The following is a 22,928-nucleotide window of genomic DNA, read 5'->3' as shown; positions in this document are numbered from 1 at the left end:
GGAAACGCCCGGTCACATTCCGAACCCGGAAGCTAAGCCCTCCAGCGCCGATGGTACTGCACCCGGGAGGGTGTGGGAGAGTAGGACACCGCCGGACATCTTCTCGATTTAGGGCCACCCCCACTGGGGGTGGCCCTAAACGCATTTATGGGCCGACCGCTGTAGCCCGACCGCTAAAGCCCGATCGTGGCAGCCAGAACCGGGACAGCGCGTCGGCCCGCCGGCCGCTAGCGTCACGCGAGTGACGGCGCCCACCGACCGCCCCGGGCCACCAGCACACGACCGGACGATGCCGGGCCCAGTGCCGGGAGCAATGCCGGTATCCGAGGAGACGGCGCACTCCGGAAGAACGAGGTCGGGGCTGTGGCGTAGCCGGGATTTCACCGTGTTCTGGGCGGCGCAGACGGTGTCGGTGGTCGGTGACGGGTTCGCGTCGGTGGCCGTACCGCTGCTGGTGCTCCAGGTCACCGGGTCGGTGGCACTGATGGGCCTGCTCACTGCGGTCGCGGGGGTGGCGTCGGTGGTCACGGCCGTGTTCGCCGGGGTGTTGGCCGACCGGGTGGACCGGCGTCGTCTGCTGATCTGTGGTGACCTCGCACGGGCGGTGCTGTTCACGGCCGTACCGGTGGCGTGGCTGTGGGGACCGCAGCTCTGGCTGCTCTATCTCGTGCTGCCGGCGAGTGCCGCCGTGGGGATGGTGTTCCGGGTGGCGTACGTGGCGGCGGTGCCGGGGCTCGTCGACGTCGGGCGGATCACCGAGGCCAACGGCAAGCTGTCGGCGAGCTACGCGGTCGCCGGGATCGGGGGACCGCTGCTGGCCGGTCTGGTGGCGGCGCGCTTCGGGTACACCACCGCGGTGGCGGTGAACGCCGCGAGCTTCGCCGTGTCGGCGGTCGGGCTGACCGCCGTACGGCTGCGGCAGGCCCGGCGGGAACGGACCGCGACGACTCTGGCGGCGCTGCGGGGCGAGCTGCTGGACGGTGCCCGGTTCCTCTGGCGGCATCCGGTGCTGCGGAGCCTGACGCTGCTGCTGTCGGCGTTCCTGTTCCTCACCTACGGGCTCGACGACGTGCTGATCTATCACGTCGGGCACGACCTGGGCGGGTCGGAGCGTACCGTCGGCGCGGTGTTGGGGCTCGCCGCGCTCGGCACGGTCCTCGGCTCGCTGGTGGTGGCGCCGTTGCGCCGACGGATCGGGTTCGGGCCCACCTGGTCGGGCAGCATGGTGGTGGCGGGCGTGGCCGTCGCGGCGGTCGGGTCGGCGGGTACGGTGCCGGCGGTGGCGGCCCTGGCGGCGGTGTACCTCGGCGGGGTGGCGATCGGTGCGATCTGCTCGTTGTCGCTGCGACAGGAGGTGACGCCGAATCATCTGCTCGGCCGGGTCACCTCGGTGTTCTGGGCGACCCACTACGCGCTCGGCCCGATCGGCGCGGCGGTGGTGACGTGGGGCGCGCAGGGGTACGGCGTACCCCTGGTGTGCCTGCTCGCCGGTGCGGGGTGCGTCCTGGTCGGGCTCGCGGCGCTCGCCACGCCGGTGGCGCGGGCCGGCGGGCGGTGACCCGACGGCGGGCGTCAGTGCCGGGTCTGCACGGCCTCGCGGATCTGTCGCAGCAGCCCGGCGGACTCGTCGATCGAGCGGGACGGGAACATGGCGAGCACCACGCTGCCGTGGTCGGCCCAGCCGCAGACCGCGAAGTCACCGCCCTCGCCGCTGGTGCTGCCGCACTTCATTACCCCGGCGAGCCGGCCCGGGGAGACGGTGCGTAGGCCGTCGATCGCGCCGGTCTCGTCGCCCATCAGCGTGAACAGGCTCTCCAGGTCCCGCTCCGGTTGCCACAGCAGCGTGGTGCCGCCGAAGAGGAGCACCGAGCGGGCGCTGTCGGCCGGGTCCTGGTAGACCGCGCCGAAGCTGCTGTCCAGCCGGATGTCGGCGGCGAGGCCGCTACGCAGGTAGTCGGCGGTGCTGACCGCGCGGTCGCTGGTGTCCTGGCGCAGGCCGGCGACCTCACCCGGAGTGCTGATCCGGGCGTCCTTCTGCTGCATGATCCGCCAGCCCCAGGAGCCCAGGGTGCCGACGCCCGCGAACACGAGGACCGCGATCAGGGCCACCGTGATCCGCCAGCGCCGGGACCGGACGGCACGCCGTTCGGGGCCGGCCGCCGCCGCGGGTTGGTCCAGCTCGATGGGCTCGGCGGTCAGGTCGACCAGCGGGGTGCCGTCGTCGAGGTGGTGGAGGCTGCGGCGCGCGTCGGACATAGCCGACACCGTACGCGAACCACAGGTGGCGCACGTCGGGTCCGCCGAAGCGCTCCGTAGACTTCGAGGGTGACCGAGAACCTGGATGCCCGACGCCTCGATGCCCCGACCCTAGCCGGCCAGTACCAGCCCGGCGAGGTAGAGCAGCGACGGTACGAGCAGTGGGTAGCCGACGGTCGCTTCCGGGCGTCGGCGGAGAGCGAGCGGCAGCCCTTCACCATCGTCATCCCGCCGCCGAACGTGACCGGCTCGCTGCACATGGGCCACGCGCTGGACCACACCGTGCAGGACGCCCTGGTGCGGCGTAAGCGGATGCAGGGTTTCGAGGCGCTCTGGCTGCCCGGCATGGACCACGCCGGCATCGCCACCCAGAACGTGGTCGAGCGGCAGCTCGCCGCGCAGGGCCTGTCCCGCCACGACCTGGGCCGGGAGAAGTTCGTCGAGCGGGTGTGGCAGTGGAAGGCGGAGTCCGGCGGGGCCATCCTCGGCCAGATGCGCCGCCTCGGTGACTCGGTGGACTGGGACCGCGAGCGTTTCACCATGGACGAGGGCCTGTCCCGCGCCGTGCAGACCATGTTCAAGAAGCTGTACGACGACGGCCTGATCTACCGGGCTAACCGGATCATCAACTGGTGCCCGCGCTGCCTGACTGCGCTTTCCGACATCGAGGTGGAGCACTCCGACGACGACGGCGAGCTGGTCTCGATCCGGTACAGCGACGACGTGGTGGTGGCCACCACCCGGGCCGAGACGATGCTCGGTGACACGGCGGTGGCGGTGCACCCGGACGACGAGCGGTACCGGCATCTGATCGGCACCGAGGTCGAGCTGCCGTTGACCGGGCGGCGGATCCCGATCGTCGGGGACGCCCACGTCGACCCGTCCTTCGGCACCGGCATGGTGAAGGTCACCCCGGCGCACGACCCGAACGACTTCGAGATCGGGCAGCGGCACGACCTGCCCGCGCTGACGGTGATGGACGAGCGGGGTGTGATCACCGCGCCCGGCCCGTTCCAGGGGCTGGACCGGTTCGAGGCCCGCCCGGCGATCGTCGCGGCGCTGCGCGAGCAGGGCCGCATCGTCGCCGAGAAGCGGCCGTACGTGCACGCCGTCGGGCACTGCTCCCGGTGCCGCACCACGGTGGAGCCCCGGCTGTCGTTGCAGTGGTTCGTCAACACCTCGCCGTTGGCCAAGGCGGCCGGTGACGCGGTGCGCGACGGGCGGGTCCGGATCGAGCCGGCGGAGCTGGCCAAGCGCTACTTCGCCTGGGTCGACAACATGCACGACTGGTGCATCTCCCGCCAGCTCTGGTGGGGCCACCGGATCCCGGTCTGGTACGGCCCGGACGGCGAGGTGGTCTGCGTCGGACCCGACGAGGAGCCGCCGACCGGTGCGGGCTGGCACCAGGACGAGGACGTGCTGGACACCTGGTTCTCCAGCGGCCTGTGGCCGTTCTCCACGCTCGGTTGGCCGGAGCAGACCCCGGACCTGGCCAAGTTCTATCCGACCAGCGTGCTGGTGACCGGTTACGACATCCTCTTCTTCTGGGTTGCCCGGATGATGATGTTCGGCCTGTACGCGATGGACGGCAAGCAGCCGTTCGACGTGATCGCCCTGCACGGCATGGTCCGTGACGAGCACGGCAAGAAGATGTCCAAGTCGTTCGGGAACGTCGTCGACCCACTGGACTGGATCGACCGGTACGGTGCCGACGCGACCCGCTTCACGCTGGCCCGGGGCGCCAACCCGGGTGGGGACGTGCCGGTCAGCGAGGAGTGGTGCCAGGGCTCGCGGAACTTCTGCAACAAGCTCTGGAACGCCACCCGGTTCGCCTTGATCAACGGTGCGCACGCCAGCGGGCCGATGCCGACCGCCGACAAGCTGTCGACCGTCGACCGGTGGATCCTGTCCCGGTTGGCGCACGTCACCGCCGAGGTCGACGAGCAGTTCGAGGCGTACGAGTTCGCCAAGGTCTGTGACCTGCTCTACCACTTCGCCTGGGACGACGTCTGCGACTGGTACGTCGAGCTGAGCAAGCCGGTGCTCGCCGGCGGCGGTGAGGCGGCCGAGGTGACCCGTCGGGTCCTCGGTCACGTGCTGGACCACCTGCTGCGGCTGCTGCACCCGGTGATCCCGTTCGTCACCGACGAGCTGTGGACCGCGCTGACCGGCGGCGAGACGCTGCTCACCGCGGCGTGGCCGGCGGCCGACCGGGCGCTCGTCGACGACGCCGCCGAGGCGGAGGTCGCCACCCTGCAACGGGTGGTCACCGAGGTCCGTCGGTTCCGTTCGGACCAGGGCCTGCGCCCGACCCAGCGGGTCGCCGCCCGGCTCGACGGGCTGGCCGGCGCTGGTGTCGCGGCGCACGAGCCGCTGATCCGGTCCCTGGCCCGGCTGGACGCGGCCGGCGACGACTTCCAGGCCAGCGCCACGCTGGCCATGCCGGGGGAGGTCAGCGTCGCGCTGGACACCCGGGGCTCGATCGACGTGGCCGCCGAACGCGCGCGGCTGACCAAGGACCGCGCGGCGGCGGAGAAGGAGGCCGGGCAGGCCCGGGCGAAGCTGGACAATCCAGCGTTCGTCGGCAAGGCCCCCGAGCCGGTCGTCGCCAAGATCCGTCAACGACTGGCCGTCGCCGAGGCCGACCTGGCCCGGATCGACGCCGCACTGGAGGCGTTGCCCTCGTGAGCGACGACCGTACCGAGAACACCGAGCGCGGCCGGGGCCGTGGCGACCGGGCCGCGCACGCCGCGTTCGCGCAGGCGGAGGCGGAGCTTGCCGGGCGCGGCTTCACCCGGATGGTCTTCGAGCTGGACCGCATTTCGTCCCTGCTCGACCTGCTGGGCAGCCCGCAGCGTGCGTACCCGTCGATCCACCTGACCGGCACCAACGGCAAAACCTCCACGGCCCGGATGATCGACTCGCTGCTGCGGGCGTTCGGGCTGCACACCGGCCGGTACACCAGCCCGCACCTGGAGACCGTCCGGGAGCGGATCAGCCTGGACGGCGAGCCGGTGGACGAGGCCCGGTTCGCCTCGGTCTATCAGGAAATCAAGCCGCTGGCCGAGCTGGTGGACGACCGGTCGGCGGAGCCGCTGACCTACTTCGACATGACCACCGCGTTGGCGTTCGCCACGTTCGCCGACGCGCCCGTGGACATCGCCGTGGTCGAGGTGGGTCTCGGCGGTGCCGAGGACGCCACGAACGTGATCCAGGCCGGGGTGTGCGTACTCACCCCGATCGGGTTGGACCACACCGAGTGGCTCGGCGACACGCTCCAGGACATCGCGGTCGCCAAGTCCGGCATCATCCACCCGGGAGCCACGGTGATCTGCGCGGCGCAGGAGGAGGAGGCCGCCCGGCCGATCCTGCAACGCTGCGCCGAGGTGGGCGCGACCGTCGCCCGCGAGGGCTCCGAGTTCGGCGTGCTGCGTCGGGCGGTCGCCGTCGGCGGGCAGGTGCTGACCCTGCAAGGTCTGGGCGGGGTGTACGAGGAGGTGTTCGTCCCGCTGCACGGCGCGCACCAGGCGCAGAACGCGGCGCTGGCGCTGGCCGCCGTCGAGGCGTTCCTCGGCGCCGGGGCGCGGCGGCAACTGGACCTGGAGGCGGTCCGCGAGGGCTTCGCCACGGCCAGTTCGCCGGGCCGCCTGGAACGGGTGCGGACCGCCCCGACGATCCTGTTGGACGGCGCGCACAACCCGCAGGGGATGGCGGCCACGGTCACCGCGTTGCAGGAGGAGTTCGCGTTCAGCAAGCTCGTCGCGGTGGTGGGCACGCTGGCCGACAAGGACGCGGCCAGCCTGCTGGAACTGCTGGAACCGGTGGTCGACCAGGTGGTCGTGACCAGCAACAGCTCGCCCCGGGCGTTGCCGGCCAAGGAGTTGGCCGCGCTCGCCGCCGAGGTGTTCGGGCCGGACCGGGTCGAGGTCGCCGAGGAGATGCCGGACGCGATCGAGGCGGCGGTGGCGTTGGCCGAGGAGGACGTACCGGGTGAACTGGCCGGGGTCGGGGTGCTGGTCACCGGCTCGGTGGTGACCGTGGCCGACGCCCGCCGACTGCTGAAGCGATGAGCGGGCCGACGGGCCCGGCCCGCCCGGACGAGACCCCCGAGACCATCACCGGTGGCGGTGCCGGATCGGGGCAGCCCGAGGGCGTGCCCGGGACGGACGGTGACGGCCCGCCGGGGCAGCGCCGGTCCGGGCTGCGTGATCCGCAGCGGGCGGTACGCGGACTCGGCGCGGGCACCCTCGCGCTGGAGGCGCTGGTGCTGCTGCTGGCGATCCAGCCGATCCGGGTGGTCGGCGGTGACCTCGGAGGTCCGGCCCTCGCGGCGGTGGTGACGCTGGCCGTGCTGGCGGCGCTGCTAGCCGGGCTGATGCGCCGGCCCTGGGCGTGGCAGGCCGGCACCGTGTTGCAGGGGTTGCTGCTGCTGTCCGGGCTGCTGCACTGGGCGCTGTTCGCGCTGGGCGTCATCTTCGCGCTGGTGTGGGCGTACGCATTGCACGTCCGGCGGGTGATCCTGGGCTGACCGGCGTCCGTGCCGGCCGGCGGGTCACGCCTCGGCGCGCTCCCGCCACTGGGTCAGTGCGATGCCGTGCCCGTCCGGGTCGCGGAACGCCGCCGCCCACACCTCCAGCTTGGTGCCCCGGTTGACCACCCGGGGCGCGTAGGTGAAGCGGACGCCCGAGTCACGCATCCGCTCGTAGGCCGACTGGATGTCGTCGACGTCGAGGTTGACGTGCACCAGCCGCCGGTTCATCGGTTGGGCGCCGGTCACCTCGCGCAGCACCAGCCGGGTGGCTCCGGAGGCGAGGACCGCGTTGCCGTTGCCCCGGTCGACCTCGCGGAAGCCGAGCCGGTCCCGGTAGAACTCCAACGATCGGGGCAGCTCGGTGACGAGCAACGTGATGCCCACGCCGCTGATCGGGGCGGCCGGGTCGGCGGCGTCCGGGTCGAAACCGAAGATCGCCTCGTCCAGTTCCCGGTCGTCGACCGGCAGATCGTCGGCCCCGGCGCTGTCCCCGGCGTCGGTCGCCGTGTCCTCGTCGGTCGGCGTACTCGGCGTCGCTGCCGTGCCTGAGGCGGACGCGGTGCGCGGGGTCGCCGCCGCCGCGTGGATCGGCTCGTCCTCGCGTGGTGCCGACCGGGTGCGCTCGCCGGTCACCGGGTACGGGTCGTCCAGCGGCAGGTCCAGCGGGTCGAGGGGGCCCGTCGGGGCGGGCGGCGGGGCGGCCGGTCGCCCGACGGTCGGCGCGGTGCCGGGGCGGTCGTCGAGCGGCAGGTCGGCGAAGAGGTCGGTCTCCTCCGGGGCGGTGGCGGTCGCGGCGAACCGCTCCTCGGCCGGGGTGCGCGGCGCGGGCGTGGCGCGCCGGGGCAACGGGCTGTCGCTGCTCTGCTCGACCACGGTGCCCTCCAGCACCACCGGTCCGCCGGGGCGCTGGCGGACCCGGATCGGGTCCCGGGGCTCGACCGGCTCGATCGGGTCGTCCCGGAGCGGAGCGCCGAGCGGGTCGCCCAGCGGGTCGTGGAAGTCGTCCTCCGGCGGCCGGTCGGCCCACGGCGGGGCCTGCTGCCCGATCAGCACCTCGTCCGGCGGGACCTGCCCGGTGAACTCGTCGGCGAACTCGGGCGGCAGGTCGGCGGTGCCGGCCTCGGCGTGGGTGGGCACCTCGTCCCAGAGCACCCGCACGTGTCGCGGGTCGTCCAGTGCCACCCGGATCGGCAGCGTCTGACCCAGCGACGGCCACTTGGCCACCGGCACCCGAGGCTCGATGATCTTCTTGGACCGGGGCGGGAGCCCGGGCGCGTCGATCACGAGCTGGAGTTCGCAGCGGCCGAAGGCGTACTGGGTGGGTGGTTCGGAGGCGCTGTGCACGTGCCCGGCGCCGACGACCCAGGTGCGCCCGCCGCCGCGTACGGTGGCCAGCGCGATCGCCAGCACCAGCAGGGCGACACCGAGCGCCACGATGGCCCAGCTCGTCATGCCCAGGCCGAACAGCACGACGAAACTGGCCACGGTGCCGAGCACCGCCGCGATCAGTTTGCGTACCGGTGCGATGGGTCGGTTCCCGCCGTTCGCCACAGTGGACCTCCCGGGTGGTCAGGGCCAGGCTAGGCCGGATCGGGGGCCGGGGGAAGGTCCGACCACCGCGCCGGGGCCGGGACCGGGTCGCTAGGCTGACCGTACCGAGCCCGACCGGCTTACGCCCTCAGGAGGAACCCAGCGTGTCCAGCAGCAGCCCGGACGAGCGCACGCTCGTACTGATCAAGCCCGACGCGGTCCGCCGCGGCCTGGTCGGCGAGATCGTCTCCCGCTTCGAGCGTAAGGGGCTGCGAATCGACGCGATGGCGTCCCGGACGATGGACGCCGCGCTGGCCGACGAGCACTACGCCGAGCACGTGGATAAGGCGTTCTATCCGCCGCTGAAGACGTTCATGACCAGCGGTCCGTTGGTCGCGCTGGTGCTCTCCGGCGACCAGGTGATCGACGTGGTGCGGGGCCTGATCGGCGCCACCGACGGACGCAAGGCCGCCGCCGGCACCATCCGGGGCGACCTCGCGCTGTCCAACCGGGAGAACCTGGTGCACGCCTCCGACTCCCCGGACAGCGCCAAGCGCGAGCTGGCGCTCTGGTTCCCCGAGCTGGGCTGACGACCGCGACGGGCCGGCCCAGCGACGGGCCGGCTTACCTCGCCCAGGGCAACTTGTCCGGGTTGGCGACCAGGAAGATGTCGGTGATCCGACCGTCGGCCGTGCCGAGCGTGATCGCGTACCGGGCGCCGCCGGCGGTGACCACCACGGCGGCCGGCTGGCCGTTGAGTTCGGTGCGGTGCACGGTGAGCGGCCAGCCCTTCTCCCGGACGCCGAGCAGGAACCGGACCACCCGGTCCGCGCCGGTGATCGGGTTGCGGGCGGCGCTCACCCGACCGCCGCCGTCGCTCCACGCGGTCGCGTCGGCGGCCACCAGCTCGGTCAGCCGCCGCAGGTCGCCTTCACCGGCGGCGGCGACGAACGCCTCCAACAGTCGCTCCTGCTCCGCCCGGTCGGCGGTGAACCGGCGCTGCTCGCGCCCGATCCGGGCGGCGGCTCGGTGGTGCAACTGCCGGCAGTCCTCGGCGGAACGGTCGAGCAGCTCGGCGATCTCGGCGTACGGCAGCTCGAACGCGGTGTGCAGGACATAGACCGCGCGCTCCGGCGGGGTGAGCCGCTCCAGCAGGTGCAGTAGCGCGGTGGAGAGCGAGTCGCGTAGTTCGGCCCGCTCCAACGGACCGAACGGTGACGGTGTCGTCGGTACCGGCTCCGGCAGCCACTGCCCGACGTACGCCTCCCGGTTGGCCTGCCGGGCCCGCAGCCGGTCCATGGACAGGTGGGTCACCACCCGGGACAGGTAGCGGCGTGGCTCGGCGACCCGGCTCCGGTCGACGCGGGCCCAGCGCAGGTAGGTCTCCTGGAGCACGTCCTCGGCGTCGTACCGGCTGCCCAGCAACCGGTACGCCAGGCCGAGCAGCATCGGCCGGTGCGCGTCGAGCGCACCGGCCGCCTCCGCCGCCTCGGCCGGGTTCAGTCGTCCGACGGGAGATCGTTGCGGAAGGTCACCGCGATCCGGTTCCACACGTTGATTGTGGCAATCGCCAGGACCAGATCGGCGAGTGCCTTCTCCGGCCAGACCTTCGCCGCGTCCTCCCACACGTCGTCGGGCACCCCGTGCTCGCCGAGCCGGGTGACCGCGTCGGTCAACGCCAGCGCGGCGCGTTCCCGCTCGTCGAAGAAGGGCGCCTCCCGCCAGGCGGCCACCGCGAACAGCCGCCGGCTCGACTCACCCGCGCCGAGCGCCTCCTGGCTGTGCATGTCGACGCAGAACGCGCAGCCGTTCAGGATCGACGCGCGCAGCTTCACCAGCTCCAGCACGGTGTGGTCCACGTTCGCCCGGACGTACTTCTCCAGCCCCATCACGGCGCCGAACGCCTCCGGCGCCACCTTGGCCACGTTCATCCGCTGCATGACAACCCTCCCGGTATCTCGTTCCGACACCACCACGACGGGCGGGGCGTGTCGGGGCGTGACAGGTCGACGCTGTGACGCCCGTCATGCGCTCGGTGACGCTCGGCGGGGCGGGGTTATCGGGAGGAGGGGGACGGGCGGCGTGGGTATCATGGGTGGGTATGGCGATGATCCGGCTATCACCGGTGAGCCTCCGGAAGAACGGCCGGGTCGCCCCGGCTCAGTAGAACCGGACGGGTCCGGCCCGTCACAGCCGGCCAACGAGCGGGTGGTCGTACTCCGACCACCAAGCGGGGTGGTACCGCGGGCCCGGCCCGGGGCGCCGGTGACGGCGTACCGGTGACGGCTCGTCCTCGCAGACCCACACGACAGTGAGCGTCAGCGAGGAGAGCGACCCCCGATGGCCTATCCGTTGCACGACCCGACCGCCACCGGCGTCCCGGCCAGCCCGGACCTGCCCGCGGTCGAGCGCCGGGTGCTGGAGCACTGGACGGCCGACAAGACCTTCGAGGCCAGCGTCGAGCAGCGTCCCGCCTCCGGTCGGCAGTCGTCCGCCGCCGGCGGCGGCTCCGCCGACAACGAGTACGTCTTCTACGACGGCCCGCCGTTCGCCAACGGTCTGCCGCACTACGGCCACCTCTTCACCGGGTACGTCAAGGACGTGGTGCCGCGTTACCAGACCATGCGCGGCCGGCGGGTGGAGCGGCGTTTCGGCTGGGACTGCCACGGCCTGCCCGCCGAGGTGGTGGCCGAGAAGCAGCTCGGCATCACCAGCAAGGCGGAGATCCTCGACCTGGGCGTGGCCCGGTTCAACGAGGCGTGCCGCACCTCGGTGCTGGAGTTCACCCAGGACTGGGAGCGGTACGTCACCCGGCAGGCCCGCTGGGTCGACTTCGCCAACGACTACAAGACCCTCGACCTGGACTACATGGAAAGCGTCATGTGGGCCTTCAAGACCCTGCACGACAAGGGTCTGATCTACGAGGGCTTCCGGGTGCTGGCGTACTGCTGGCGGTGTGAGACGCCGCTGTCGAACACCGAGACCCGGATGGACGACGTCTACCGGGACCGGCACGACCCCACGTTGACCGTGTGGTTCGCGCTGACCGCCGACGAGTCCGCGCCGGAACTGCTCCGGGGGCCGGTCCGGCTGGGCGTGTGGACCACCACGCCGTGGACGCTGCCATCGAACCTGGCGCTGGCCGTCGGGCCGGACATCGAGTACGCGGTGCTGGAACGCGACGGCGAACGGTACGTCGTCGGCGCCGGGCGTCTCGGCGCGTACGCGAAGGAGCTGGAGGAATACCGGCAGGTCGGCACGGTACGCGGCGCCGACCTGGTCGGGCGGCGGTACACCCCGCTGTTCGACTTCCTCACCGAGCAGGCCGGGCCGCAGGCGTACCAGGTGCTCGGCGCGGAGTTCGTGACCACCGAGGACGGTACCGGGATCGTGCACCTCGCCCCGGCCTTCGGCGAGGACGACCAGAACGTCTGCAACGCGGCCGGCATCCCGACCATCGTCACCGTCGACGACCACACCCGGTTCACCGGGCTGGTCCCGCCGTACGAGGGCGAGCAGGTCTTCGACGTCAACAAGCCGGTGATCCGGGAGCTCAAGGAACGGGGGGTGGTGCTGCGGCAGGACACCTACACCCACTCGTACCCGCACTGCTGGCGCTGCGACACCCCGCTGGTCTACAAGGCGGTGTCGTCGTGGTTCGTCGCGGTGACGACGTTCAAGGACCGCATGGTCGAGCTGAACCAGCAGATCAACTGGACGCCCGGACACATCAAGGACGGCTCGTTCGGCAAGTGGCTGGCCAACGCGCGGGACTGGTCCATCAGCCGCAACCGGTTCTGGGGTTCGCCCATCCCGGTGTGGCGCTCGGACGACCCGAACCACCCCCGGGTCGACGTGTACGGGTCGCTGGAGGAGATCGAGCGGGACTTCGGCGTACGCCTGACCGACCTGCACCGGCCGGCGGTGGACGAGCTGGTCCGCCCCAACCCGGACGACCCGACGGGCCGGTCCATGATGCGCCGCGTGCCGGAGGTGCTGGACTGCTGGTTCGAGTCCGGCTCGATGCCGTTCGCCCAGGTGCACTACCCGTTCGAGAACCGCGACTGGTTCGAGAACCACTACCCGGGTGACTTCATCGTCGAGTACATCGGGCAGACCCGGGGCTGGTTCTACACCATGCACGTGCTGGCCACCGCGCTGTTCGACCGGCCGGCGTTCCGTAACTGCCTCAGCCACGGCATCCTGCTCGGCTCGGACGGGCGCAAGATGTCCAAGAGCCTGCGCAACTATCCGGACGTCTACCACGTCTTCGACTCGTACGGGTCGGACGCGATGCGCTGGATGCTGATGTCGTCGCCGGTGCTGCGGGGCGGGGACATGCCGGTCACCGAGTCGAGCGTGCGGGACGCCGTGCGGCAGGTGCTGCTGCCGCTCTGGAACGTCTGGTACTTCTTCTCGCTGTACGCCAACGCGGACGGGTACCAGGCGCGGCGCAAGACCGACGCGGTGGCGACCGACGCCGGCAGCCTGCTCGACCGGTACGTGCTGGCCAAGACCAACGAGCTGGTCGACACGGTCGGCGCGCAGATGGACGCGTACGACATCTCGGGGGCCTGCGCCACCGTCCGGTCCTACCTGGACGCGCTGACCAACTGGTACGTGCGTCGTTCGCGGGACCGGTTCTGGGCGGGTGACACCGAGGCGTTCGACACGCTCTGGACGGTGCTGGAGACGCTGTGCCGGGTGGTGGCGCCGCTGGCGCCGCTGACCGCCGAGGAGATCTGGCGCGGGCTGACCGGCGAGCGGTCGGTGCACCTGACCGACTTCCCGCGCGCCGAGGACTTCCCGGTCGACCACGAGCTGGTGGCCGCGATGGACGCCACCCGGGCGGTCGCCTCGGCGGCACTGTCGCTGCGCAAGGCCAAGGGCCTGCGGGTCCGGCTGCCGCTGGCGAGGCTGACCGTGGCCAGCCCGGCGGCCGAGCAGCTACGACCCTTCGCCGACCTGGTCGCCGACGAGGTCAACGTGAAGGAGGTCGTCTTCACCGACGAGGTGTCGGCGTACTGCCAGCAGGTGCTCACCGTGGTGCCCCGGGCGCTCGGTCCCCGGGTCGGCAAGCAGGTGCAGCAGGTGATCAAGGCGGTCAAGGCGGGGGAGTGGGAGTTGGTCGACGGCGCCCCGGTCGCCGCCGGGGTCACCCTGGCCGAAGGCGAGTACGAGCTGCGGCTGGTCGCGGCCGACGCCGAGCACTCCGCCCCGCTGCCCGGCGGTGAGGGGGTGGTGGTGCTGGACACCGTGGTCACCCCCGAACTGGCCGCCGAGGGGCTGGCCCGGGACGTCGTACGGGTGGTCCAGCAGGCCCGCCGCGACGCCGACCTGGACGTCTCGGACCGTATCGTGGTGTCGGTGTCGGCCTCGGCGGAGGTGCGCGCGGCGGTGTCCGGGTACGCCGAGTTCGTGGCCCGCGAGGTGCTGGCGGACAGCGTCGACTTCGCCGACGAGTTGGACGGCTTCGCCGGTGAGGTCGGCGAGGGCGAGCAGGTGACTGTCGCGGTGCGTCGCGTGTGAGGATGAGTCGACGTTAGGAAGGGTCCCCTTCTATACACCAGGCGTTAGTAGGGGACCCTTCCTTACATCTCATCCAGCCTGCGGACCGGCACCACCTCGCGCAGGTCGGCGTGCGACGGTCCGCTACGGTGACACCGCCCCTACCCCACTCGATCCGCCGGAGGACCAGTGCCGCTGCTCTACACCATCGGCAGGTACACCGTGGCCCCGGCGCTGCGGCTGGCCTTCCAACCGAACGTGGAGGGGCTGGAGCACATCCCGGCGTCCGGCGGCGCGATCTTCGCGGGTAACCACCTGTCCGTGGCCGACGAGTTGTTCCTCGGCACGGTGGTGCCACGGCACCTGGCGTTCTGGGCCAAGTCGGACTACTACAAGGGCACCGGGGCGAAGGGCGCGTTCCACCGGTTCGTGCTCAACGGCCTGGGTGCCATCCCGGTCGAGCGGGCCGGCGGGCGGGCGGCGTTGACCGCCTTCGACGCGGCGATCCCCGCTCTCCAGGGCGGCGACCTGGTCGCCATCTATCCCGAGGGGACCCGCTCGCCGGACGGCCGGCTGTACCGGGGACGCACCGGCACCGCCCGGCTGGCGCTGGCCGCCGGTGTCCCGATCATCCCGGTGGGCATGATCGGCACCGACAAGGTGCAGCCGATCGGCGCGCGGATGCCGCGACCCGGGCGCACGAAGATCACCGTACGGTTCGGCAAGCCGCTGGACTTCACCGGCCGCCCGGCGGACCGCACGTCGCTACGGGAGATGACCGACGAGCTGATGGCCGAGATCCAGAAGCTCACCGGCCAGGAGTACGTCCCGCGCTACGCCCCGCCGCGCGCGAAGCCGCCGACACCGGGCGAGCCGACGCCGAACGGTCCTGCCACGGGTGAGTCGACTCCGGGTCAGCCGACCGCGGGCTGAGCGAGGGACCGAGGCGACCCCCGCTCAGCCGCCGTTCGTCGAGACGATCTGCCGCCGCATCGTGGCGAGCAGTTGCGCGCTGTCGTCCACCGAGAGACCGGTGAAGACCGCGCTGGTGATGCTGCCGTGGTCGACCGAGGTGCAGACCACCACCCCGACGCCGTCGACGGTGCCGACGGCGCACCGCTCGTGCCGTCCCCGTACGCCGGTCTCCACGACCTGCGCCTCGCCGAGCGAGTACTGCTGGGTGAGCCGTTCGATCTCGCTGTCGGCGTCGGCCGAGGGGGCGAAGCGGAAGCCGGTGCCGCCGAAGACGGTGACCTGCTTGCCGGCGCTGGTGGCATAGATACCGGCGAAGGTGCCGTCGGCGAGCAGGTGCGCCTGCCGCACCTGTGACTCCAACTGCCGGGCGGCCTGCGTACTGCGGTCGTCCTGGCGGAGCTCCAGGTCGGCGACCTGACTCGGCAGCGAGGCGCTCGCCGGGTACTGGCTGGCCATCGGGACCCCGTAGTAGGCCGGGCAGCCGCAGCAGCAGGCGATCGTCAGCAGCAGCACCCACGGCCAGCGGCGGCGCTTGCGGCGACGGGCGTACCCCGGGGGCGCCTGCCAGCCCGGCGGCGGCGCGGGAGGCCCGGCCTTGCGGCCCCGCCAGCCCCGCACCGGCGGCGGAGCGACCGGTGGGGCCGGTGGCGGAGCGTGTCGCACCGGCGGCTGCGCGACCGGCTGCGGACGACCCGGCGCCGTCGGCGGCCGCATCGGCGCGGCGGGTGCCGGCGGGGCGGGACGGCCGGCCTGCGGCGGGTACGCAGCGGGCTGGTGTGCCGGTGGCGCGGGTGAGACCGGTGGTGGGTACGCGGCCGGCTGGTGTGCCGGTGGGGCGGACGACACCGGCGGTGGGTACGCGGCGGGCCGGTGCGCTGGCGGCGCGGGTGAGACCGGCGGCGGTACGGGGGTGTAGGACCGGGTCGCCGGCGGTGCGGGGTAGGACAACGTGGGAGGCGGCAGGGCGGGCATGTCCGACGAGGGCAGATGCCAGCCGCTGGTGTCGACGCCGGCCCACGGGTCCACCGGGGTCTGGTGCTCCGGCGCGTCGGCCGGCGCCACCGGCGGCAGCAGGGTGGGCTCGGCGGACTGGCCCCAGACGCGACGGCGCGGCGGTGGCGGCGGTACGGCGGCCGACCCGCTCCAGCGCGGCGCGGGCTCCTCCACAGCCGTCGCATCGGGCACGGGCGTCGCCTCGGGCATCATCCGGGTGCCCTGCGGACCGACCTCGGGAGGCGGTGCCACGGTGGTACGCGCGTCGTCCTCGGACGGCGTCGAGTCGTGCCGCCCGTCGGCCTCGTCGGCGGGCCGGGTCGAGTCGGCCTCGGTCACCGGCCGGGTCGAGTCGATCTCGTCCACCGGCCGGGTCGGGTCGGGCGCGGTTCCGGCCCGGGTGGGGGCGACCTCGGCTCGGGTCGGGTCGGGCTCGACCCGCGTCTGATCGGGCGCGACCTCGGCTCGGGTCGGGTCGAGCGGTGCGGCTGGTGGGGTGGGGCGGGACGGTTCGGCGGGACTGGTCGGGTCGGCGTCGCCGACCGGCTGGGTCTCGTCCGCCGCCGAGGTGGTGGCAGGCGGTGCGGGGTCGAGGGTCTGCTCCTGGGTGACCGCTGACTCCCCGTTCCGGTGTGTGTCCGGACGGTTCCCGTCGACCGGCCGGTCTGCTCCCGGCTGCGGCTCCGGCATCGCGGCAATCTCCTCTCACGCCGACCCGAGGTTAGTACCGGGGTGCCACCGGGGCCGAACCAGGCCGGTACCCACGTCCGTGCCCACGCCCGGTGACGGTGGCCGGTGACCACCGGCCACCAGGTGACGGCCGACAGCCACATCCGGCAGATGCTGTGCGGACGAGGACCGATTCCGGTGGAGCACTCCTCGGCCAGGTGTGGCGTGGTGGCCGGTGGGCGGGCGCGTACCCTTGGGCATCATGAGCGTCCCGTCCACCACTCCGCGTGCCGTCGCGGCCAATTCCGTCTGGCCCCGGCTGGAGCCGCTGTTGCCCCAGGTGACCAAGCCCATCCAGTACGTCGGTGGCGAACTGGGTGCGGTGGTCAAGGACTGGGACTCCGCGACCGTGCGCTGGGCGTTGATGTATCCGGACGCGTACGAGGTGGGCCTGCCCAATCAGGGCGTGCAGATTCTCTACGAGGTGCTCAACGAGCTCCCCGACACGCTCGCCGAGCGGACGTACGCGGTCTGGCCGGACCTGGAACGGCTGATGCGTACCCACGAGGTGCCGCAGTTCACCGTCGACGCGCACCGCCCGGTCGGTGACTTCGACCTGTTCGGCGTCTCGTTCGCCACCGAGCTGGGCTACACCAACCTGCTCACCGCGATCGACCTGGCCGGTATTCCGCTGCTCGCGGCCGACCGCACCGACGCCGACCCGGTGATCGTGGCCGGCGGGCACGCCGCGTTCAACCCGGAGCCCATCGCCGACTTCGTCGACGCCGCCGTGCTCGGTGACGGCGAGGAGGCGGTCCTGGAGATCACCGCGATCGTCCGGGAGTGGAAGGCGGAGGGCTCGCCCGGTGGCCGGGACGAGCTGCTGCTGCGGCTGGCCCGCACCGAGAGCGTCTACGTGCCGCGCTTCTACGACGTGGACTACCTGCCCGACGGCCGGATCCAGCGGGTCGTGCCGAACCGGGCGGACGTGCCGTTCCGGGTGCACAAGCGCACCACGATGGATCTGGACGCCTGGCCGTACCCGCGCAAGCCGCTGGTCCCGCTCGCCGAGACGGTGCACGAGCGGTACGCGGTGGAGATCTTCCGGGGCTGCACCCGGGGCTGCCGGTTCTGCCAGGCGGGCATGATCACCCGTCCGGTGCGGGAACGGTCCATCACCACGGTCGGGCAGATGGTGCAGCAGGGGCTGGAGTTCTCCGGTTTCCACGAGGTGGGCCTGCTGTCGCTGTCCTCCGCCGACCACTCCGAGATCGGTGACATGTGCTCCGGCCTCGCCGAGCAGTACCAGGGCACCAACGTGTCGCTGTCGCTGCCGTCGACCCGGGTGGACGCGTTCAACATCGATCTCGCCCAGGAGCTGTCCCGCAACGGCCGTCGGACCGGTCTGACCTTCGCCCCCGAGGGCGGGTCGGAGCGGATCCGCAAGGTGATCAACAAGATGGTGTCGAAGGACGACCTCATCCGCACCGTGGTCACCGCGTACACCAACGGCTGGCGGCAGGTGAAGCTCTACTTCATGTGCGGCCTGCCCACCGAGACCGACGAGGACGTCCTCGAGATCGCCGACATGGCCCACGAGGTCATCCGGGCCGGTCGGGCCGCCACCGGCTCGAAGGACATCCGCTGCACGGTCTCCATCGGCGGGTTCGTGCCGAAGCCGCACACCCCGTTCCAGTGGGCGTCCATGCAGCGCCCGGAGGTCATCGACCACCGGCTCAAGCTGCTCAAGCAGGCGATCAACGCGGACCGTTCGTTGGGCCGGGCGATCGGCTTCCGCTACCACGACGGTGAGCCCTCGCTGATCGAGGGCCTGCTGTCCCGGGGTGACCGCCGGGTCGGCGCGGTGATCCGCCGGGTGTGGGAGAACGGCGGCCGGTTCGACGGCTGGAGCGAGCACTTCTCGTACCAGCGCTGGGTGGAGGCGGCCACCGAGGTGCTGCCCGGGTTCGGGGTGGACCTCGACTGGTACACCACCCGCGAGCGCGAGGAGCTGGAGGTCCTGCCCTGGGACCACCTGGACTCCGGCCTGGACAAGGACTGGCTCTGGCAGGACTGGCAGGACTCCCTCAGCGAGTACGAGCAGGACGACTGCCGCTGGACGCCCTGCTTCGACTGCGGCGTCTGCCCGGCCATGGACACCGAGATCCAGATCGGCCCGACCGGCCGGAAGCTGCTCCCGTTGACCCCGGTCAACGGTCTGAAGCTGCCCACCGGCGCGCAACAGTGACCCCGGGGCCCCGGGTGGGGCCCGACACCGAGGAGCAGGACGATCAGTAGGAAACCTCAGCCCGAGGGCGGCCAGGCGCCGGTCGTCCAGCGCGTCCGCATCCGGTACGCCAAGCGCGGCCCGCTGCGGTTCACCTCGCACCGGGACTTCGCCCGGGCGTTCGAGCGGGCGCTGCGCCGTGCCGGCGTACCGGTGGCCTTCTCCCAGGGGTTCACCCCGCACCCGAAGATCTCGTACGCCAGCGCCGCGCCGACCGGCGTCGCCAGCGAGGCGGAGTACCTGGAGATCGGCCTGCGCGAGCCGGTGGACCCGGCACAGTTGCGCGAGGCGCTGGACACGGCGCTCTCGCCCGGCCTCGACGTGCTCGACGCGGTGGTGGCCACCGGCAGCGGTCTGGCCGACCGGATCCAGGCGTCCCACTGGCGGATCGAACTGCCGGAGGTGGACCCCGAGGTCCTGGCCAAGGCGGTGACCGCGTTCCTGGCCGCCGACGAGGTGCTGGTGGAGCGGATGACCAAGCAGGGGCGGCGGACCTTCGACGCCCGCGTCGCCGTCACCCGGATCGATATGATCACCTCGTCGGCGACGCCTTCCGTGGCCCCGGCCGTACCGTGTGCGATACTCGAACTGGTCGTGCGGCAGGTCACCCCGTCCGTACGGCCCGATGACGTCCTTTCCGGCTTCCGCGTGGTGGCCGGCCTGGAGCCGCCGGTAGCCCCGAAGGTGACCCGGCTGGCTCAGGGCACGCTGACCGCGCAGGGTGCGATCGTGGATCCGCTGGACGCGGACCGCGACGGGGCAACCATCGGCGGGCGCTGACCGACGGTCGGTGCTCAGACAGGCAGACTTCGCCGGTCGCGCACGCCCGTGCGCCCGGGGAAACACCTTTGCGGCGACCCTGCGTGGCAGCGCTCACCCGCGCCCGGGGCAGCCAGAACTGGAGAACGTCCATGCTCGAGAACGAGCCCGAGGGCGGCGAACGGACCGGTGCGAACCCGGCCGGCGAGACCGCTGACGACAGCACCACCGGCACGGCGGGCGCCGCACCGGCGGCCCCCGACGCGTCGGGGGAGACCTCCGGCACCGTGAGCGGCGCGGCCGACCTGGGCAGCCCGTCCGCCGCCGAGGCACCGCCCCGCAGGCGGGCCACCCGTCGCCGGGCCACCCCGGTCACCCAGGCGGAGCAGACCGACGCCCCGATCGAGGCGTCCAGCACCCCGACACCGGGCAGCTCGGAGGCCCCGCAGGCGGAGGTCTTCGCCCCGGTCTCCGGTGACCTGGACGAGGCGCCGAAGACGCCCCGGCGACGCCGCAAGGCCACCACCGCGTCGAAGGCCGCTGAGGAGCCGCTGGCCGCAGCCGAGGTCGAGGCGGCCGGTGGGGACGTCGTACCACCGGTCAAGGTGACGCGTACCCGTCGGAAGAAGGCGACCCCGCCGACGGCCGAGGTCCCGGCCGTCGCCGAGGAGACGGTGGCCGAGGAGCCGGCACCTGCGGCCGGTACCGACTTCGGCTCGGCCGCGCTGCCTACCGAGGGCGCCGCGCCGGTGGAGTCCACCGAGACCGACCCGGCCGAGCCGGTGACCCCGCAGGGGGAGGCCACGGCGGAGGAGGCCGCGACCGAGCCGGCACCGGAGCCCCGGTCCCGCCGCCGGCGTGCCGCGCTCACCGCGCCGACGGTGCTGTTCATGGCGCCGGAGGAGGTCACCGCAGCCCGCGCCGCCAGTGCCGCCGCCGCTGCGGCCGCTGCCGCACCGGCCGCCGCTGAGGAGCCGACCGAGGAACCGGCCGAGCCGACCCGGCGTCGCCGTCGGGGTCGGCGGGAGCCCGAGCCGGAGCCCGCCGCCGAGGTGGAGGTCGAGGTCGAGGAGGAGCCCGCCGCGGAGGCCGAGGAGGCCGCCGACGACGAGGACGAGGACGGCTCGGGACGGCGTCGCCGTCGGCGTGGCCGCCGGGGCCGGGGCCGGGGCAAGGGCGGCGCCGAGGACCTCGACGACGCCGAGGAGAACGAGGCCGAGGAGGCCGCCCAGAGCGACGCGGACGAGGCCGAGACCGAGTCGGACGAGAGCGGCGACGAGGGCGACGGCGACGGGATGACCCGGCGTCGGCGTCGTCGCCGCCGCCGTGGGGCCGGCGACACCGACGGCGGTGCCGACGACGGCGTACCCACCGTGGTGAAGATCCGGGAGCCGCGCCGCACCGTCGACGAGGTGCAGGGCGTCTCCGGCTCGACCCGGCTGGAGGCCAAGCGGCAGCGCCGCCGGGACGGCCGCGAGCAGCGCCGGACCCGTCCGCCGATCCTGAGCGAGTCGGAGTTCCTGGCCCGCCGCGAGGCGGTCGACCGGGTGATGGCGGTACGCCAGCGCGGCGACCGCACCCAGATCGCCGTCCTGGAGGACGGTGTGCTGGTCGAGCACTACGTGACCCGCAACTCCGCCGCGACCATGGCCGGCAACGTCTACCTCGGCAAGGTGCAGAACGTGCTGCCGAGCATGGAGGCGGCGTTCGTCGACATCGGCCGGGGCCGCAACGCGGTCCTGTACGCGGGCGAGGTCAACTGGGACTCCACCGGCCTGGAGGGGCGGGCCCGCTCGATCGAGCAGGCGCTCAAGTCCGGTGACTCGGTGCTGGTGCAGGTCACCAAGGACCCGATCGGGCACAAGGGCGCGCGGCTGACCAGTCACGTCGCGCTCTCCGGTCGGCACCTGGTGTACGTGCCCGGCGGCAACGCCTCCGGGATCAGCCGCAAGCTGCCGGACACCGAGCGCAAGCGGCTGCGTGACGCGCTCAAGAAGCTGGTGCCGGACGGTGCGGGCGTGATCGTCCGGACCGCCGCCGAAGGGGCCAGCGAGGACGAGCTGGCCCGCGACGTCAAGCGGCTCCAGGCGCAGTGGGAGGACATCCAGGCCAAGTCCACCGAGGGCGGTGCGCCGGTGCTGCTCTACGAGGAGCCGGACCTGGTCATCCGGGTGGTCCGAGACCTGTTCAACGAGGACTTCCGCGAGCTGGTGATCGAGGGCGACCAGTCGTACGACATGGTCGAGTCGTACCTGTCGCACGTCTCGCCGGACCTGGTCGCCCGGCTGCGCCGGCACGCGGGCACCACCGACGTGTTCGCCGCCTACCGCATCGACGAGCAGATCCTCAAGGGGCTCGACCGCAAGGTCTTCCTCCCCTCCGGCGGTCACCTGGTGATCGACCGGACCGAGGCGATGACCGTGGTCGACGTCAACACCGGCAAGTACACCGGCGCGGGCGGCAACCTGGAGGAGACGGTCACCCGCAACAACCTGGAGGCGGCCGAGGAGATCGTCCGCCAACTGCGGTTGCGCGACATCGGCGGCATCGTGGTGATCGACTTCATCGACATGGTGCTGGAGTCGAACCGGGAGCTGGTGCTGCGCCGGTTGACCGAATGCCTGGGCCGGGACCGTACGAAGCACCAGGTCACCGAGATCACCTCGCTGGGTCTGGTGCAGATGACCCGCAAGCGGATCGGTGCCGGTCTGCTGGAGGCGTTCAGCGAGACCTGCGACTGCTGCAAGGGCCGGGGCCTGGTGATCCACACCGAGCCGGTGCCGGAGAAGCCGCGCTCCGGCGGCACGGAGAAGGTGAAGGCGGTCGCCTCGGTCGCGCCGGCCGCCGAGCAGACCAGCGGCTCGTCGCGGCGTCGCGGTCGGAAGGGCGCCGCCGAGCGGACCGTGGTCGAGGTCACCGACACCGAGGAGACCACCACCGCCACAGCCGACGCCGACTACCACGACACGATGGGCTACGACCTGTCCCGGTACGAGACGGACACCCCGGCCGCCCCGGACGTGGCCGACAGCCAGCAGGGCGAGTCGGCCCGGCTGGCCGCTCCGGACGACCCGGACGCGCTGGGCGAGAGCGACGAGGAGGAGGGTGCCGAGGGTGGCACCGGCCGCCGTCGCTCCCGCCGTGGTGGTGCGCGCCGCCGTACCCGACCCTGACCACGTGGCGGTGAGCCGGACCCGGTCCGCCGCCCCGACGTCGACGAGCCCCGCCCGCGGTGACATCCGCCGGCGGGGCTCCGGCGTTATCGTGGTACCGGTGCGGCCCGGCCGATAACGCCACGGCCGGTGACCGGCCGATGGCCGAGCGCTGACCCGGCCCGGTGGGGGTGGCCCGGTTTGGGACCGGCCCCGACCATGGCGTACGCTAACCTGCGGCGCACTTTGGTGTGCCGAGTTCCCGTGT

At 72.6% G+C, this 22,928-nt stretch carries 15 protein-coding genes and 1 rRNA gene; 11 read left to right on the top strand and 5 right to left on the bottom strand.

The window, feature by feature from the left end; translation table 11 throughout:
* Positions 1-97: ribosomal RNA gene (gene rrf, locus ACZ31C_RS31480) — 5S ribosomal RNA — on the top strand; the annotation flags it as partial.
* Between the two features lie 216 nt (positions 98-313).
* On the top strand, positions 314-1,558 hold the full coding sequence (locus tag ACZ31C_RS31475; protein WP_465798370.1) for an MFS transporter: 1,245 nt from the start codon (positions 314-316) through the stop codon (positions 1,556-1,558).
* Positions 1,559-1,572: 14 nt separating this feature from the next.
* Here the strand turns inward: ACZ31C_RS31475 and ACZ31C_RS31470 are convergent, their stop codons facing one another.
* Positions 1,573-2,256 carry a hypothetical protein gene (locus tag ACZ31C_RS31470; RefSeq protein WP_465798369.1) on the bottom strand — a complete coding sequence of 228 codons (684 nt, stop codon included), beginning with the start codon at positions 2,254-2,256 and terminating at the stop codon, positions 1,573-1,575.
* A gap of 69 nt (positions 2,257-2,325) precedes the next feature.
* On the opposite strand from ACZ31C_RS31470, the gene ACZ31C_RS31465 reads away from it, so the two are divergent.
* From ACZ31C_RS31465 to ACZ31C_RS31455, 3 genes are all read left to right on the top strand, one after another.
* Positions 2,326-4,944 carry a valine--tRNA ligase gene (locus tag ACZ31C_RS31465; RefSeq protein WP_465798368.1) on the top strand — a complete coding sequence of 873 codons (2,619 nt, stop codon included), beginning with the start codon at positions 2,326-2,328 and terminating at the stop codon, positions 4,942-4,944.
* 110 nt (positions 4,945-5,054) lie between these two features.
* Complete coding sequence (locus ACZ31C_RS31460) at positions 5,055-6,326, top strand: bifunctional folylpolyglutamate synthase/dihydrofolate synthase (protein ID WP_465798377.1); 1,272 nt, start codon at positions 5,055-5,057, stop codon at positions 6,324-6,326.
* Positions 6,323-6,784: a DUF4233 domain-containing protein gene (locus tag ACZ31C_RS31455; RefSeq protein ID WP_465798367.1), complete on the top strand. Its 462-nt coding sequence runs from the start codon at positions 6,323-6,325 to the stop codon at positions 6,782-6,784. The genes ACZ31C_RS31460 and ACZ31C_RS31455 overlap by 4 nt, the downstream gene beginning before the upstream one ends.
* 24 nt (positions 6,785-6,808) lie before the next feature.
* Here ACZ31C_RS31455 and ACZ31C_RS31450 read toward each other — a convergent pair whose 3' ends face one another.
* Positions 6,809-8,338: a VOC family protein gene (locus tag ACZ31C_RS31450; RefSeq protein ID WP_465798366.1), complete on the bottom strand. Its 1,530-nt coding sequence runs from the start codon at positions 8,336-8,338 to the stop codon at positions 6,809-6,811.
* Between the two features lie 143 nt (positions 8,339-8,481).
* Between ACZ31C_RS31450 and ndk the strand changes: the two genes are divergently transcribed.
* Positions 8,482-8,907: a nucleoside-diphosphate kinase gene (gene ndk, locus ACZ31C_RS31445; RefSeq protein WP_350699706.1), complete on the top strand. Its 426-nt coding sequence runs from the start codon at positions 8,482-8,484 to the stop codon at positions 8,905-8,907.
* 34 nt (positions 8,908-8,941) lie between these two features.
* Here the strand turns inward: ndk and sigJ are convergent, their stop codons facing one another.
* Both sigJ and ACZ31C_RS31435 read right to left on the bottom strand, forming a co-directional pair.
* Complete coding sequence (gene sigJ / locus ACZ31C_RS31440) at positions 8,942-9,868, bottom strand: RNA polymerase sigma factor SigJ (protein ID WP_465798365.1); 927 nt, start codon at positions 9,866-9,868, stop codon at positions 8,942-8,944.
* Complete coding sequence (locus ACZ31C_RS31435; RefSeq protein WP_465798364.1) at positions 9,817-10,257, bottom strand: carboxymuconolactone decarboxylase family protein; 441 nt, start codon at positions 10,255-10,257, stop codon at positions 9,817-9,819. Before ACZ31C_RS31435 ends, sigJ begins: the two co-directional genes overlap by 52 nt.
* A 400-nt stretch (positions 10,258-10,657) precedes the next feature.
* Here ACZ31C_RS31435 and ileS point away from each other — a divergent pair, with 400 nt between their 5' ends.
* Together ileS and ACZ31C_RS31425 are read left to right on the top strand one after the other, a co-directional pair.
* Positions 10,658-13,846, top strand: coding sequence for an isoleucine--tRNA ligase (gene ileS / locus ACZ31C_RS31430; RefSeq protein ID WP_465798363.1), 3,189 nt, complete (start codon positions 10,658-10,660; stop codon positions 13,844-13,846).
* A gap of 168 nt (positions 13,847-14,014) precedes the next feature.
* On the top strand, positions 14,015-14,758 hold the full coding sequence (locus ACZ31C_RS31425; protein WP_465798362.1) for a lysophospholipid acyltransferase family protein: 744 nt from the start codon (positions 14,015-14,017) through the stop codon (positions 14,756-14,758).
* Positions 14,759-14,782: 24 nt separating this feature from the next.
* On the opposite strand, the gene ACZ31C_RS31420 is transcribed toward ACZ31C_RS31425, so the two are convergent.
* The gene (locus ACZ31C_RS31420; protein WP_465798361.1) at positions 14,783-16,483 is read right to left on the bottom strand and encodes a hypothetical protein; all 1,701 of its coding nucleotides are present in this window, start codon (positions 16,481-16,483) and stop codon (positions 14,783-14,785) included.
* A 241-nt stretch (positions 16,484-16,724) separates the two neighbouring features.
* Between ACZ31C_RS31420 and ACZ31C_RS31415 the strand changes: the two genes are divergently transcribed.
* The 3 genes from ACZ31C_RS31415 (at position 16,725) to ACZ31C_RS31405 (ending at position 22,681) form a co-directional block, all read left to right on the top strand.
* On the top strand, positions 16,725-18,710 hold the full coding sequence (locus ACZ31C_RS31415) for a TIGR03960 family B12-binding radical SAM protein (RefSeq protein WP_465798360.1): 1,986 nt from the start codon (positions 16,725-16,727) through the stop codon (positions 18,708-18,710).
* A 99-nt stretch (positions 18,711-18,809) separates the two neighbouring features.
* On the top strand, positions 18,810-19,529 hold the full coding sequence (locus tag ACZ31C_RS31410; RefSeq protein WP_396751149.1) for a TIGR03936 family radical SAM-associated protein: 720 nt from the start codon (positions 18,810-18,812) through the stop codon (positions 19,527-19,529).
* A 131-nt stretch (positions 19,530-19,660) separates the two neighbouring features.
* On the top strand, positions 19,661-22,681 hold the full coding sequence (locus ACZ31C_RS31405) for an Rne/Rng family ribonuclease (protein WP_465798359.1): 3,021 nt from the start codon (positions 19,661-19,663) through the stop codon (positions 22,679-22,681).
* Positions 22,682-22,928: the final 247 nt, after the last annotated feature.

The sequence above is a fragment of the Micromonospora sp. NPDC023869 genome, from assembly GCF_055559695.1.
Note: the sequence above shows the minus strand (reverse complement) of the source record. Positions and strands in the feature narration are given on the sequence as shown.